This window comes from Bacillus sp. WC2503, from assembly GCF_052682895.1.
Genome location: NZ_JBQYMD010000001.1, coordinates 5,019,169 through 5,033,117, shown reverse-complemented (window position 1 = coordinate 5,033,117; position 13,949 = coordinate 5,019,169). Strand labels below are relative to the sequence as shown.

General features: G+C 34.5%; 12 protein-coding genes and 1 riboswitch. Of the genes, 6 read left to right on the top strand and 6 right to left on the bottom strand.

The genetic code is table 11. The features are described from left to right. Nucleotides 1-335 precede the first annotated feature (335 nt). From ACUN26_RS26010 to ACUN26_RS26000, 3 genes are all read left to right on the top strand, one after another. Nucleotides 336-1,058, top strand: a complete 723-nt coding sequence (locus tag ACUN26_RS26010; protein ID WP_000616930.1) for an amino acid ABC transporter ATP-binding protein — start codon at nucleotides 336-338, stop codon at nucleotides 1,056-1,058. A gap of 121 nt (nucleotides 1,059-1,179) precedes the next feature. Continuing rightward, entirely contained in the window at nucleotides 1,180-1,974 is a 795-nt protein-coding gene (locus tag ACUN26_RS26005) for an ABC transporter substrate-binding protein (RefSeq protein ID WP_000728039.1), read from the top strand. A gap of 93 nt (nucleotides 1,975-2,067) precedes the next feature. After that, a complete protein-coding gene (locus ACUN26_RS26000; RefSeq protein ID WP_000461553.1) occupies nucleotides 2,068-2,760 on the top strand; it encodes an amino acid ABC transporter permease in 693 nt (230 codons plus the stop codon). 52 nt (nucleotides 2,761-2,812) lie between these two features. Here ACUN26_RS26000 and ACUN26_RS25995 read toward each other — a convergent pair whose 3' ends face one another. Then, nucleotides 2,813-3,898 (bottom strand): fatty acid desaturase family protein, encoded by a 1,086-nt coding sequence (locus ACUN26_RS25995; protein ID WP_000661221.1) that lies wholly within the window; start codon nucleotides 3,896-3,898, stop codon nucleotides 2,813-2,815. A gap of 581 nt (nucleotides 3,899-4,479) precedes the next feature. Here ACUN26_RS25995 and ACUN26_RS25990 point away from each other — a divergent pair. Both ACUN26_RS25990 and ACUN26_RS25985 read left to right on the top strand, forming a co-directional pair. Next, nucleotides 4,480-6,006, top strand: coding sequence for an FAD-dependent oxidoreductase (locus tag ACUN26_RS25990; RefSeq protein ID WP_000199981.1), 1,527 nt, complete (start codon nucleotides 4,480-4,482; stop codon nucleotides 6,004-6,006). 142 nt (nucleotides 6,007-6,148) lie between these two features. Further along, nucleotides 6,149-7,450, top strand: a complete 1,302-nt coding sequence (locus tag ACUN26_RS25985) for an MFS transporter (RefSeq protein WP_001183103.1) — start codon at nucleotides 6,149-6,151, stop codon at nucleotides 7,448-7,450. 116 nt (nucleotides 7,451-7,566) lie between these two features. Here ACUN26_RS25985 and ACUN26_RS25980 read toward each other — a convergent pair whose 3' ends face one another. Together ACUN26_RS25980 and ACUN26_RS25975 are read right to left on the bottom strand one after the other, a co-directional pair. Further along, complete coding sequence (locus ACUN26_RS25980) at nucleotides 7,567-8,349, bottom strand: nucleotidyltransferase domain-containing protein (RefSeq protein ID WP_001208227.1); 783 nt, start codon at nucleotides 8,347-8,349, stop codon at nucleotides 7,567-7,569. Between the two features lie 111 nt (nucleotides 8,350-8,460). Next, nucleotides 8,461-9,570, bottom strand: coding sequence for a PRK06851 family protein (locus ACUN26_RS25975; protein WP_000147480.1), 1,110 nt, complete (start codon nucleotides 9,568-9,570; stop codon nucleotides 8,461-8,463). Nucleotides 9,571-9,720: 150 nt separating this feature from the next. Continuing rightward, nucleotides 9,721-9,833: riboswitch (SAM riboswitch) on the top strand. An 85-nt stretch (nucleotides 9,834-9,918) separates the two neighbouring features. Here ACUN26_RS25975 and ACUN26_RS25970 point away from each other — a divergent pair. Beyond that, on the top strand, nucleotides 9,919-10,551 hold the full coding sequence (locus tag ACUN26_RS25970) for a cyclase family protein (protein WP_000862990.1): 633 nt from the start codon (nucleotides 9,919-9,921) through the stop codon (nucleotides 10,549-10,551). Nucleotides 10,552-10,579: 28 nt separating this feature from the next. Here the strand turns inward: ACUN26_RS25970 and ACUN26_RS25965 are convergent, their stop codons facing one another. The 3 genes from ACUN26_RS25965 to ACUN26_RS25955 all read right to left on the bottom strand — a co-directional run bounded on the left by ACUN26_RS25965 (nucleotide 10,580) and on the right by ACUN26_RS25955 (nucleotide 13,825). Then, on the bottom strand, nucleotides 10,580-10,960 hold the full coding sequence (locus ACUN26_RS25965; protein ID WP_000424106.1) for a hypothetical protein: 381 nt from the start codon (nucleotides 10,958-10,960) through the stop codon (nucleotides 10,580-10,582). Between the two features lie 230 nt (nucleotides 10,961-11,190). Beyond that, nucleotides 11,191-12,417 (bottom strand): ATP-binding protein, encoded by a 1,227-nt coding sequence (locus tag ACUN26_RS25960; protein WP_001046090.1) that lies wholly within the window; start codon nucleotides 12,415-12,417, stop codon nucleotides 11,191-11,193. 142 nt (nucleotides 12,418-12,559) lie between these two features. Beyond that, nucleotides 12,560-13,825 carry a hypothetical protein gene (locus ACUN26_RS25955; protein WP_000433167.1) on the bottom strand — a complete coding sequence of 422 codons (1,266 nt, stop codon included), beginning with the start codon at nucleotides 13,823-13,825 and terminating at the stop codon, nucleotides 12,560-12,562. Nucleotides 13,826-13,949 lie beyond the last annotated feature (124 nt).

Below are 13,949 nucleotides of genomic sequence, written 5' to 3'. Positions count from 1 at the left end.
AAATAATCATATATAACGTAAATGAAAATTAAACTTGTTGAATATGTAATGAAAGCTAGAATTGTAGTAAATAACATAAGCTGTATACGCAAGCCAAAGGAAAATGTTTTTCTTTCTTTTCCCATCTCTTCTTTCCCCCTTCTTATAAGCAATATAAGTACTACCTATATATTATTATCCATATTTTCGTTATAGAAAGATATAGTGATTTTAAAAATCATTATTTCTTTGAATATTAAATCCCCTGAAAAAAATAAAGGATTCTGACAATTTATGACTAATAACAGAAATAAGGGGCAACATTTGTAAAATATATTTTTGACTGGGGGTTTTGTATGATTCAAGTTCGAAATCTAGTAAAATCATTTGGCTCACTTGATGTTTTAAAAGGAATTGATTTAGAAGTAAAAGAAAAAGAAGTTGTTGTTTTAATCGGTGCCAGTGGTTCCGGCAAAAGTACATTACTTCGTTGTCTTAACTTTTTAGAAATGTACGATGAAGGTGAAATTCACTTACAAGGTGAACGAATTGATCCAAAGCATTCAAATTTAAACAAAGTCCGTGAAAATGTCGGTATGGTTTTTCAACACTTTAACCTCTTTCCTCATATGACCTCACTAGAAAACATCATAGAAGCACCTATTCACGTAAAAAAATTGGAAACAGCAGACGCGAAGGACGTTGGGAATCAACTCCTACAAAAAGTCGGCCTACAAGATAAGGCGGATGTAACTCCTCACCTACTTTCAGGTGGTCAAAAACAACGCGTTGCGATTGCACGAGCTCTTGCTATGAATCCTAAAATTATGCTATTTGATGAACCTACCTCAGCCTTAGACCCTGAACTCGTTGGAGAAGTATTGCAAGTTATGAAAGAACTTGCTGAAGAAGGAATGACAATGGTGATTGTTACTCATGAAATGAATTTCGCAAGAGATGTAGCTGATCGCGTCATCTTTATGGATGACGGAAAAATTGTAGAGGATGCTCCGCCAGCGCAATTCTTTTCAGCTCCATCACATGAACGAGTAAAACAGTTTTTACGTAACGTTTTATAATGTAACTTCTATTTCAAACGTAAAGAAATACATTCATACGGTGCACAACTAATTGTCCAAATAAAATATCTCGATAACATACTTAAAACCATCCGTATGATCAATATATAGGAGGGGTCTTATGAAAAAAAAACTATTAACCATTGTTGCGAGTATTACACTATGTACATCATTCATACTGGGAGCCTGTAGTAAGGAAAGCTCGACTACTTCATCAAATGGTGAAAAGGAATTTCGTTATGCGATGAGTGGATTATACAAACCTTTTAACTATAAAGAAAATGACGGAAAACTTGCCGGATTTGATGTAGAAATAGGTGAGGCGCTCGCGAAAAAGATGGGAATGAAACCCGCTCCTATTACAAATCCGTGGGAAACGCTAATTCAAGGTCTACAATCAAAAAAATATGATGCGATATTAGGAAGTATGGCCATTACAGAAGAACGATTAAAAGCTGTTAGTTTCTCAAACCCATATTATCGCTCTGGTGCCCAGATTTTCGTAGCTAAAAAGAATACGTCTATCTCTTCTCCAGAAGATTTGAAAGGAAAGAAAATTGGTGTTGTAAAAGCTAGTACCTTTAAAACTCTTGTTTCAAAACATACAGATCAAATTACAGAATACGATAGTGATATTACCGCTCTTATGGACTTAGAGCCTGGGCGTGTGGACGCAGTAATCACTGATCAAATGGTTGGTCTTCGAATGATTAAAGAAGGTAAATCAAATATAAAAGAAGCTGGAAAACCATTAAATCTTGATGAAATGGGAATTGCTATTCGCAAAGATGATAAAGAAATGGTTAAAAAAGTAAATAAAGCTTTAGATGAAATCATTAAAGATGGTACGTACGAAAAGATTAGTAAAAAATGGTTTGGTCGTAATATTCTTGGAGAAGAGGCAAAAACGAAGTAAGTTAACTATTCAAAGATTCCATAAATCATGCCCCACTTTTTATGTGGGGTATTTCATTCCCTACTAAAATCTATACACTATGAGGTGAAACGCATGTTTGAAATTTTTATCTCTACCTACCCCACACTCTTAAAAGCTACTATTGTCACATTACAATTAACATTAACTTCCCTAGTACTCGGCTCATTAATTGGATTACTATTCGCTTTCTTTCGAATCTCTAACAATAAAGTTCTAAATAGTATCGCTCATGTCTACATCGCCATTATTCGTGGTACACCTTTAATTGTTCAAATCGCAATTCTCTATTTTGGTATTACATCTGTTGTTGTGTTCACCCCTTTTTGGGCAGGAGCAATTGCTTTAGCAATTCATAACGGTGCATATATTACCGAAATTTTCCGTGGATCCATTCAATCCGTTGACCGTGGACAATTAGAAGCTGCTCGCTCTTTAGGCATGCCTTACCCTTTGGCGATGCGCCGAATTATATTACCACAAGCATTTCGTCTATCTCTTCCTCCTCTAGGTAATCAATTTATTATTGGATTGAAAGATTCCTCACTTGTTGCTTACGTAGGACTGTCCGAATTATGGGGATCGGGTTTATCAATTGCCGCAAGTAACTTCCAACAATTAGATACATATGTAATCGTTGGTTTATATTATCTCGTACTCGTTCTCCTATTTACTTATTTTGTTAACCTTTTAGAAAAACGATTACAGCGCAAAGAGACAAACTCTATCCAAGTCCATACAAAGAATAAAAAAGAAGTTTCTTTATAAAAAAAAGCAAGCCTGAGATGGCTTGCTTTTTCACTGCAAAATATATCAAATTTTACTGATTTACTTTTTTAATACTCTCTTTTTCTTCTATATGTTCCTCACGATATGAAATATTATGAGGGTCTAATCCATTTCCTAAAGAACCGTAGAAATGTTCTCTATGCGGATCAACTAATTCACTTCCGTGATAATACACACGTGGTGTATTCCAAAGTGCTGCCAATGCTTTTGTCATCGGCATTTCGTGATAACGTTCCGGCCACATTTCTTTAATCTTCTCTTTTACTAACGGATAGTATTTAGAGCTCATAGCAGGGAACAGATGATGTTCTGTATGATACGAGAAATTGAAATGTAAAACGTCTACCCAGCGCGGCACTGTTACTGATAAACAGTTTGCTAACGGATCATTTACTGGAACAATTGGATTTAAGCGGTGATTTGTTGCGATATATGCCATTACAATAAAGTTAGCAATTAACAACGGAATCACATATGCAAATAACCATTTTCCAGGTCCCATAATAAATAATAAACTAATCCAAACTGTCCAAGGCAAAAGAAGTTGAAGCCATACAGATTTTTGATTCGATGACTTAAATTCTTTTATAAAATGAAAGAACATTCGAGTTGAATGCAATGTAAATTGAATTGTTAGTGACAGGAAACTAAAGAATGAACGTACATGAAGAGGCATACGATATACCCAACTTAAAAACTTACTTTTTTTAAGCTTCTCAAGTGTCGGCCATGCATCTGGATCATTCTCTTCATGCTGTGTATGAACATGATGAGTTGCATTATGCCACTTTCTCCAAAGTTTTGGTCCTGTTGATAATGGCATAAATGCAATCGCGCCTAAGAAATCACGAAGCCATGCCTTTCTTACAACAGTTCCATGTAAAATTTCATGCCCTAAAAATCCAAGTGAAGCAAAACATAATCCAAGAACAATCGCAATTCCTAGATTCGCCCACACATTCAATTCAAATACACCAATCGATATTAACCCCGCCAATGCCACAAGCAAATAAGCCAGTCCACCAAATAAACGAGTAGGCACTGGTTTAAATGCTTTTTTCGGCAAATGTGGTGATACACGTGCTGCATACCACCCAAACGTATGAAGCTCCTTCATCCTTTTGCTCCTTTCTTATGCCGCGCCTTGCGCAACTTACATATATCAATTCTTGCTTCCAGATTGATTTTACTAGATGATCCAAAAAGCATCTATTATAAGGAAAATATACTCACTCTATCGTCACTTATTTTTCGCTTTTATTATCAATGAAAAACATTTCTCTTTTTACTCTCTATCAACCTTTCCACATGATGAATCATAACAATAGAATTTCTATATTGTCAACACCTTTTATGACCTAGTAATAAAAGGTGGTTATATTTTTATAATCATACTTTATTTCACTAAAGAAAATGTATAGATTCCATAAGGATTTACCCACTATATATAGACATTTTCTTAAACGCCATAGACTCTATCTCATTCAATAACTCCCTATGTAATCAACAAACAGAATCACTTGAATTTAGTTTTATATAAATCCTACCACTTCATAATGCCCCATCTAATTAATTATATTAAAATAATTTATAACCTCTTTTAATAAAAATAGACTACTTCTAAAACAACACACATGAATTTCATATATTATGGAAATATTAAAAGGAAAATTGTTCTAAAATCAGGAGGTTTCCGCAATGACAAGTGATACATTTCCACAACTGCCGCTATCTTATTGGATTGAATCTACTCAGTTTCCTACTTTCCCTCGTTTATCCGAAAATATAAAGACAAAAGTTGCTATTATCGGTGCTGGTATTACAGGTATTACTACTGCCTATTTACTTGCAAAAGAAGGCATCGATGTTGTTTTAATTGATTCTGGTCGTATTTTAAACGGAACGACTGGGCATACAACAGCAAAAGTAACAGCACAACATGATCTTATTTACGATGAATTAATAAATCATTTCGGTGTGGAAAAAGCCAGGCTTTACTATGAATCAAATAATCATGCTCTACAATTCATAAATGACACTGTGCAAACATATAAAATCGACTGTAATTTTTCAAATGAAGATTCATACTTGTATACAACTACTGATAACGGTTTAAGAAATTTATCGAAAGAATATGAAGCTTATCAAAAATTAAATATACCTTGTGACTATGTTCAATCTCTATCGATTCCTATTCCAGTACAATCTGCACTTGTAATGAAAAATCAAGCGCAATTCCACCCCCTCCTTTATTTGAAAACACTTTTAGAAAAGTTTGTGGAGATGGGAGGAAAGGTCTATGAACAAACAACAGCTATGGATGTGGAAAAAGGAGATTATCCACAAGTAATTACAAAAGAGGGGCATCGCATCACTTGTGAATATGTCGTCTCTTGTTCTCACTTTCCTTTTTATGATGCGAATAGCTTTTTCTTTACGCGAATGTACGCAGAACGCTCCTATGCTCTTGCAATAAAAGCAAAAACAGATTATCCAGGTGGCATGTATTTAAGTATTGATGATCCAAAACGCTCCTTACGCTATATAACAAACAATGGAGAAAAGTTGATTTTGATTGGCGGAGAGAGCCATAAAACGGGACAGGGAATAAATACGATGCTTCATTATGAAGCACTCTATTCTTTTGCTGAAGCAACTTTTGGATTAGATGAAGTTCCCTATAGATGGTCAGCGCAAGATTTGATTACGCTAGACAAGCTCCCTTATATCGGACATATTAACGAAAGCAATCCAAATATATTTGTTGCAACTGGATATCGCAAATGGGGAATGACAACAGGAACTGCTGCAGCTCATTTACTGAAGGATTCCATTCTAAAAGTCCACAGCCCATATAAAGAGCTGTTTGCACCATCACGCTTTCATGCAAATCCAGATATAAAAACATTCCTTTCTCAAAACATTGATGTTGCTAAACATTTAATTGAAGGGAAACTTGAAACTGCATTACGTAAACCAGAGGATCTTGAAGTTGGCGAAGGATCCGTTGTACATGTCAACGGTAAACGAGCAGGTGCTTATAAAGATAAAGAAGGAAAACTACATATCGTCGATACGACTTGTACACACCTCGGCTGTGAAGTTGAATGGAATAACGGTGATTGTACTTGGGATTGTCCTTGCCACGGTTCTCGTTTTTCAATTGATGGCGATGTTATGGAAGGGCCAGCAGATCAACCATTAAAACGAGTTGATAACGAATAAAAAAACAAAGAAGTTCAACAAGAATCCTGTTGAACTTCTTTGTTTTTCATGACACCTTTTCATATAAATTTCGACATAAGAAGGGGAATATTAACAGTAAATAAAATAATATATTCATCTACAAATAAAAGGGGTGAATACTATGCAACCTTCTGCTCCACCTCATCTAGAATCTACAGAAACTATCTTTTCAAGCTCTATTACAAAACTTGTTGTTTTTATTTGTTGGCTCGCCATTCTAGCTGACGGATATGATTTAGGTATTTACGGTGCCGTTCTGCCAAAGCTTTTAGAAGACAACAGCTGGGCACTATCACCAGCTCAAGCTGGAACAATTGCCAGCTATGCTCTATTTGGGATGTTTATTGGCGCTATTCTAATCGGAACCATTACAGATTTAATTGGACGAAAGTGGACACTTATATGCTGTTTAGCTCTTTTTTCTATCACAATGGGCTTAGCTGCAATTGCTCCTTCTCCTGAAGTATTTGGGCTATCTCGATTTATCGGAGGAATCGGATTAGGCGGTGTTATCCCAACGGCTTCCGCACTTACTGTTGAATATTCATCAAAAAAACGGCAATCTTTTATTTATGCTCTTATGTTTACCGGCTATCCTTTAGGTATCGTGTTAGGTGCTATTTTATCCATGTTTATGTTAGAAGATTTCGGATGGAGAATTATGTTTGGCATCGGAATGATTCCGCTACTCCTCATTCCTTTCATTATTCTTTATTTACCTGAGTCCATTCAATTTTTATTATCGCGGAATCGACAAGAAGAAGTGAACAAAATTCTTAATCGCTTTCAAATTGAATTCCATGTAAAAGATGAAATTTCTGAAGCACCATCTAATATACAAAAGAAAAATGGATTTCTTACGTTATTCTCAAAAGAATACATAAAAGCAACGCTACTTTTTTGGATCACTTATATAATGGGAATGTTTTTAATATACGGTTTAAATACTTGGTTACCACAGATGATGCGTCAGGCAGGATATCCTCTTGGATCTAGTTTATCATTTCTACTTATGCTAAATATTACTGCAGCTATCGGCGCATTATTTGCTGGGGCGATTGCCGATCGTATAGGAGCAAAAATTGTTATTAGCATCTCCTATCTTATGGCAGCCATATGTATTGGACTACTAACAATTAAACCATCTGTTACAATCATTTATCTTTTAATTGGTCTTGCTGGAATTGGATCAGTCGGTATTACTCAAATATTAAATGCTTATGTAACACAATACTTCCCATCACATATACGAGCTACCTCCTTAGGCTGGGGACTTGGACTTGGCCGAGTTGGTGCAATTGCTGGACCTATTCTTGTCGGTATTATTATGACAATGCAATATGACTTAGCATGGAATTTTTACTTATTCTCTTTTGCAGGTCTTATCGCAGCTATATCTGTTTTCTTTATTCCTACAAAATAAAGTGAAACTTTAATCAGTGTTGAGGTGCATCCCCAGCTGATTATTAGTCCACACCAATCAGGCGTTTACGGGCAGTAAGGCTCCCACAAATAGCGGGATAAAAAAAGAGCACAAATTTACTTGTGCTCTTTTTTATTTACTTCAAACAACATATTTCTAAATAGTGTATTCAAACTCTCAATATCAATCCCTAATCCCTTTTCAATCCCTTTCACGTATTGCTGATAATAATCAATTTGTTCTTCTAAAAATTGATTTAACACTTGAATTTTCAATCCAACATCTAATTCCGTACCCGCTTTTTTCTTTATTAACAACTTCTCAATCTCATTCAATACACTACGTTCTATAGATAGTTCTGTAATCAAACGATTAAATTCTACTGGAGGTAATGTCCCTTTCTCTTCTAGCCACTGACAAGCTAAAATAGGACGTAATACATAAAAGTACTTTTTCAACTTTACATTCTCGCCTTGCAAAAATTCACGATAATTTTTTGAAGCCATATGTAAGTAATGATATATCGTTGCTTTTGGATCAAAATTCTTTTCACTCATTTGCTGAAGCTGCTCTGGAAAGTTAGAGTTTTTCGAATAAAAAATTGGTGATCGAATCCACTCAAGTAAAGCTGGATTTGACTTCGCAAACAGTTGTAATGCCTTTTTAATATCCCAGCCACTTATATCTAAGTCATCACTAATTGGATATTCAATTACATCACGTTTATCATGAATTGATAAATACCATTCTACCGGATGTATATAAACAAACCTAACATCATAATCGCTATCTTTCGATGGAAATCCCCAAGCACGACTCCCCGATTCCACTGCAAATAAAATTTTCACATCATTCTCTTCTTCAATTCTTTCTAACTCTAATTCAATTTTTTCTCTCATTTCATACCATCCCCATTTTTTGATTATTTCCTTGGAAATTCGACAAATATACTATTAATTTTACTACACACTAAAATAACTGCCAGAATTTTTCTGACAGTTTAACAAAGACTATTTTTTCTTTTCAATTACAGTAGCGGTAATTCGTTCAAACTCTTTTTGAATTTCCTCTTTATATGCATCCACTTTTGAAAAATCCATGGCAGCAATATAAATTCGTTCTAATTTATCACGAACTGATTTTGCTTTTGCTAAGAAAGACATCGCCTCATTCATTTTTGCTTTATATTGAATGGAAACGTCACGAATTTCTGTAGCATACTTCTCATCCGTCCCCGGTTTAACAATAAGAGCATACATATCTATAATCTCATCACCCACGCGACTTGGAAAATATTCATGTGGTGCGGTACTATCAAAAATTGCAAATCCTAATTCTCTTACAATAACCATATCAAGACTATTCGGGTCAAATCCGCAATGATATACTTCAACGTCAAAACCTTTTTCTTCTGCTGCCTTCGATAACTTTTTGAGCATTGTTGATTTTCCAGAGCCCGGGCGTCCTTTTATAAAATAACGATGTGGCAATCCTTCTGTTAAATTAGGAACAAAATCAACTGCTCCTTTCGGTGTAGCAGCTCCTAAAAAACGATGTTTCACAATCGATTGTTGCCCCTTTTTATCTGCAAATAATTTCTGAATTAGCTGATCTGTTAGTTCATTTGCTTTATTAAAATCAATGTTATTAATATATATTTTCTCCCACTCATCATGTATAACTAATGCCTCTTTAAAACATCCGTAAGCAGATTTGAAAGCCTTGCTCGCTTCTGATACAAACCGTTCAATTTCTACCTTCTGCTTTCTTAATTTACCTGAGTCCCAAGCAACTCCTAAATTTATATACTCTTCAATAACTCCTGGCATTTTCGGCTCAATAACATGCGGTGATGTTCCATCAACAATTCCTACTTTTAATTTTGGAATAATCACCCCATCAACCGACTTATTATCAGAAGAACAATGCAAAAGCTCAATATCATATCCTTTTTCAACCCATTCACGACCTATTGCCTTAATTAAAGAAGATTTTCCCGTTCCTGGACCACCCTTTAAAATAAACAACCTATCTAGCCCTTTTAAATTCTCTTCGTATAAATTATGAAATCCTCTAGCTGTATTACCACCAGCATAATAATTTAACACATTCCCTGTCACTGCACTCACTCCTTCGCAACAGTCTACTTACATAAGCTACAATATGCGAGCAACTTTATTTGGGTGAACACCTAATTTGTATTGCATGAAAAAAGGAAATGAATTACAATTTAAATATCATGAATATTTCGAATTCCGAAACTGAATAAACCTTTATCAAGAGAGGCAGAGGGACCGGCCCTTTGAAGCCCAGCAACCTCAGTTTATAAGAACTGAATAGGTGCTAATTCCTGCAAAATGCATTGCATTTTGGAAGATAAAACGCAACTAGTATGTAAAGCCCATCTTTCTTGATCATGAAAGATGGGCTTTTTATTATTTGAAAAACATATATTGGAGGTATTTAAAATGAAAGTAATTGATCTATCACAAACGTTTGAAAATAATATGTCTCAATTTCCCGGAACACCAACAATCCAACTAGAAGCCATTACAAGCGTTGAAGAAACAGGATATCAAGTTACAGATTTCCATTCGGTCGTTCATGTCGGTACACATTGCGACGCTCCTGCGCATTTTATTTCTGGTGCAACAACGATTGATCAATTGCCCCTTGATCAGTTTGTAGGTGAAGCAGTTCTCATCGATGTCACTCATGTTCAAGAGAGAAAACTCCCTAAAGAAGTATTGCATAATGCCGACATAAAAAAAGACGATATTGTCATTTTCCATTCTAATCTATCTAATAAATGGAATACAGAAGCTTATGAGAAAGAAGCATTTTATCTTTCCGAAGAATTAGCTGAAGAACTAGTTGAATTAAAAGTAAAATCAGTCGGTTTAGATTTTATTTCTCCCGATGAGGTAACGACAGAAACATCACCCATTCATCACATACTGTTAGGCAATAATATTTTCTTAATTGAAAACTTAACAAATCTAGATGCTATTAAAGCGAAACGTTTCTTTTTCTCAGCAGCACCTTTAAAAATTAAAAATAGTGACGGTGCTTTCGCAAGGGCATTCGCTGTTATTTTTTAAAATATGGACTACAAAAAAGCAAAGATCATCACTGACCTTTGCTTCTATATTTTTTATTTACATTAAGGAAAAATTGTTCCAACCGGGGACGTACCCAAGCTAAATAATCTTTCTCTTTCTTCTTTGTACAAGCTATCTCTTCCCCATCTACCATTCCAACAAGTTCTAGCTCTAACAGTTGCCTCGTGAATGCTAGTATATTTACTTCTTCTGCTGGATACTCTTCTTTTAATTTCTCCTCAATTTCTCCCAATAAAAAACCGTCACGCATCATTGCCAATGCATCAATCCAAAGTGGCGGCATTTCATATTTTTCTCCTGTAATTGTATCTTTTACAATATAATTCTTTTGCTCTTTTCGAAATTGAATCGTGTGTAAGCATACAGTCGAATTTAATGTTAATTCCATCAATACCACCTCTTTCATCATATCTGCATAGAAAAAAGGATGCGCGGGCACCCCTTCTTTTCTTTTCATAACACTACCGAACCGTTACATGAGTAACCAATCTCATGTCGATATTTTCCTCCATTATAAACGAAGTATTTTATAAAAAAAACCCTTCTTGAAACATTTTATTAAATGTTTATATTTACACAAGAAGAACACTTTTCTGAAAAATATTTTCTTCTACTTCGCTACATCGTCGGTAAATAAATTTCCACTTTCGTTCCCACACCCATACTACTTTGAATCGTGATACTCCCTTGATGTTCTTTAATAATTTTATATGTAATCATTAAACCAAGCCCTGTACCATTCTCCTTCGTTGTGTAAAAAGCCTTTCCAATCTTCTCTAATTTTCCTGCCTCTATACCAAATCCTTGATCCTCGACAGCAATACACAAATACCCCTTAGTTTTTTCATATGCCCGAATATGAATATCCCCACCTTCTGGCATTGATTCTATTCCGTTTTTAATAATATTTAACAACACTTGTTTTAATTGTTTATCATCACCGTTTATAACGGGTAAGTTTCCATCTATTTGCAAATAAACTTTCACTTTATATTGACTCGCATAACTTTCCATTAACTGCACAACATATAAAAGGATTTCCCGTATGTTACACCATTCATAATTTGTTGGTTTCGGTTTTCCTAATAACATCAATTCGCTAACAAATCCGTTAATTCTCTCAATTTCTTGTAACATTATTTCATAGCTCATCATATCTTCAGGGTTTCTTTCTTTTTGCATTTGCGTAAACCCCTTCAAAGCCGTTAATGGATTTCGGATTTCATGCGCAATTGTTGTAGACATAGTCCCAATTACAGCTAAATTTTCCGTCTCTTTCATATTGTTCATCATTTCAACAACCGTTCTTACATAAGATTGAAATCGTTTCAACAAAGAATGTGAAATAATGAAATAGAATACACATAAGACAAGCGGAATCACAACTTTTAGATCTTGTAGTATCAATGTAAAAAGTACGTACTTTCCAATTACACTAAAGGAAACTAAATAAAAATATTTTCTGTTCACGAAAACCGGTGCAAATAAAATTAATAACATTTCTACCATACTACCATGTTCAAAAGCTCTATCCGTTCGCAAATAAATCATTAAATTATTTATAAGATTGATAAACATGTAGCCAAATAAAAATAAATATTTTATAGAATATACATAACCTCTTTTTTGAAGATACATTGAAATAGGGAATAATGCTATTACAAATATATATACGCCTATCCCAAGGCTTCCTTCTGGCCATCCTACCGTTGTTCCATTAATATTCATAGCAGGATATACAAAATAATATATAGCGTCATATGAAAAAAATATAATATAGAATAATAATATAAATACCTTTAAAGCTTTTCTTTCTTCATAAATCAAGCTCTTGTATTTGTTCATATAAAAACTCCCCTTGATCGATACGAAAAAAAATCCCCACCGTTATCTCCTTAAATTATAAGTATGAAATTGCTTTCAGGGCAATACGTAACCTTATAATACTAAAAAGGAAGGAGACTTCTCCTTCCTTTCTAGTCACAACTTATATCCATCTGACCCTATCATGTAGCAGTCCATCCGTAAAATCATTATGCCCTATTACAAAATCCTTCATATATAAATTTAAATATTCACCGTACTTACTTTCTGTATTTAATAATAATTCCTCGACATAATAAGCACCTTGTCCAAAGTGATCTAAAAGTAAACTACACAAACCTGCATAAATTCCGCACCCTACTTGGAAGTAAGTTGCATTCGTTTTATATTTATGAAAAACTTGGCTACTATTCATTACGTTATACATATACGTCTCGCCATTTTCATAAACGAGTAATACACCTACTAGATCCTCTCCTGCAACCTCTTCTTCCGCTGGATTGAATACTTTACGATTCCAGTTCCATAAATCTTCTACCTTATCTAAGTTCTGTCTAATTACATTTGTTGTATACTCATTAATTCGGTAAAGAAAACCAACTTCCATGTTGAAATTTTTCCCTAAAATTAAAACTTCCTCATGTGGCATTAAGCAACCATAAAACTCTCTTTTTCCTAACTTCACTTTATACTCTGAAGCATATACATCCTCATAAAAATAAAGAGGACGATGATGACTCATATACATCGGATAACTCCATATCGCTTCGTCTAGAAATCGCTCTACTGCCCATGACGTATAAAGTGTATACGGCTTTATAAGTGCCGTATCATTCAAAAACGACGTATCATGTTCTACAATATAGCATGCTTGTGGCTGTTCATTCGGCCGTTCTTTCATAAGTTCAACAACCATCCATTGAACAACACCTGGATTCATACCTGAACCTATAATCGCTTTTGTATTTGTAAATTTTTCTTTCTCTTTCTCAAACCTCGTATATCGTTCCGTAAGCTGAAATCCAAGTAAACTATCGTCCTGATCTACTGCCTCATTTTCCAAAGCTGAATTAATATAAAAGATTCCAAGTTCATTACAACAGCTCAGTACCCTGATCGTATCTGCACCCGAAACATCAATAACAACACTCGTACTTTTTTCTGTTAAATGCTGTTTAAATTTCACTACATCTTGAAGGTCTATTTCATATAATGACAAATGACCTTTCAAATTTGGAAACAACTCATCATAATAAGCCCTATCTTTTTGTTTTATATCAACCAAATGAAATGTAACATTCTTTATCACTTCATAAATTGGATCTTTTTCATTTGCTATCGCTTGATTTAAAATTGCTAAAACTGCCTTCGCTGCTCCACCAGCACTACCAAGTAATGTAATCGATAACGAATTTGGAAACGGCTCCACAAATAAAACCCCTTTAGTAAATTAGTTGAGCAGTTCTTCCTCAAAAAATAAATTGAATACATCAAAAGGTGGCTCGTACATATTTTTTATAATTTAGCACAAGATTGCCTCTTCAAAAATCATA

What these genes read in the sequence shown, in the direction of transcription:
- ACUN26_RS26010 (WP_000616930.1), top strand. Translation starts at nt 336, where the DNA reads ATGATTCAAGTTCGAAATCTAGTAAAATCATTTGGCTCACTTGATGTT.
- ACUN26_RS26005 (WP_000728039.1), top strand. Translation starts at nt 1,180, where the DNA reads ATGAAAAAAAAACTATTAACCATTGTTGCGAGTATTACACTATGTACA.
- ACUN26_RS26000 (WP_000461553.1), top strand. Translation starts at nt 2,068, where the DNA reads ATGTTTGAAATTTTTATCTCTACCTACCCCACACTCTTAAAAGCTACT.
- ACUN26_RS25995 (WP_000661221.1), bottom strand. Translation starts at nt 3,898, where the DNA reads ATGAAGGAGCTTCATACGTTTGGGTGGTATGCAGCACGTGTATCACCA.
- ACUN26_RS25990 (WP_000199981.1), top strand. Translation starts at nt 4,480, where the DNA reads ATGACAAGTGATACATTTCCACAACTGCCGCTATCTTATTGGATTGAA.
- ACUN26_RS25985 (WP_001183103.1), top strand. Translation starts at nt 6,149, where the DNA reads ATGCAACCTTCTGCTCCACCTCATCTAGAATCTACAGAAACTATCTTT.
- ACUN26_RS25980 (WP_001208227.1), bottom strand. Translation starts at nt 8,349, where the DNA reads ATGAGAGAAAAAATTGAATTAGAGTTAGAAAGAATTGAAGAAGAGAAT.
- ACUN26_RS25970 (WP_000862990.1), top strand. Translation starts at nt 9,919, where the DNA reads ATGAAAGTAATTGATCTATCACAAACGTTTGAAAATAATATGTCTCAA.
- ACUN26_RS25965 (WP_000424106.1), bottom strand. Translation starts at nt 10,960, where the DNA reads ATGGAATTAACATTAAATTCGACTGTATGCTTACACACGATTCAATTT.
- ACUN26_RS25960 (WP_001046090.1), bottom strand. Translation starts at nt 12,417, where the DNA reads ATGAACAAATACAAGAGCTTGATTTATGAAGAAAGAAAAGCTTTAAAG.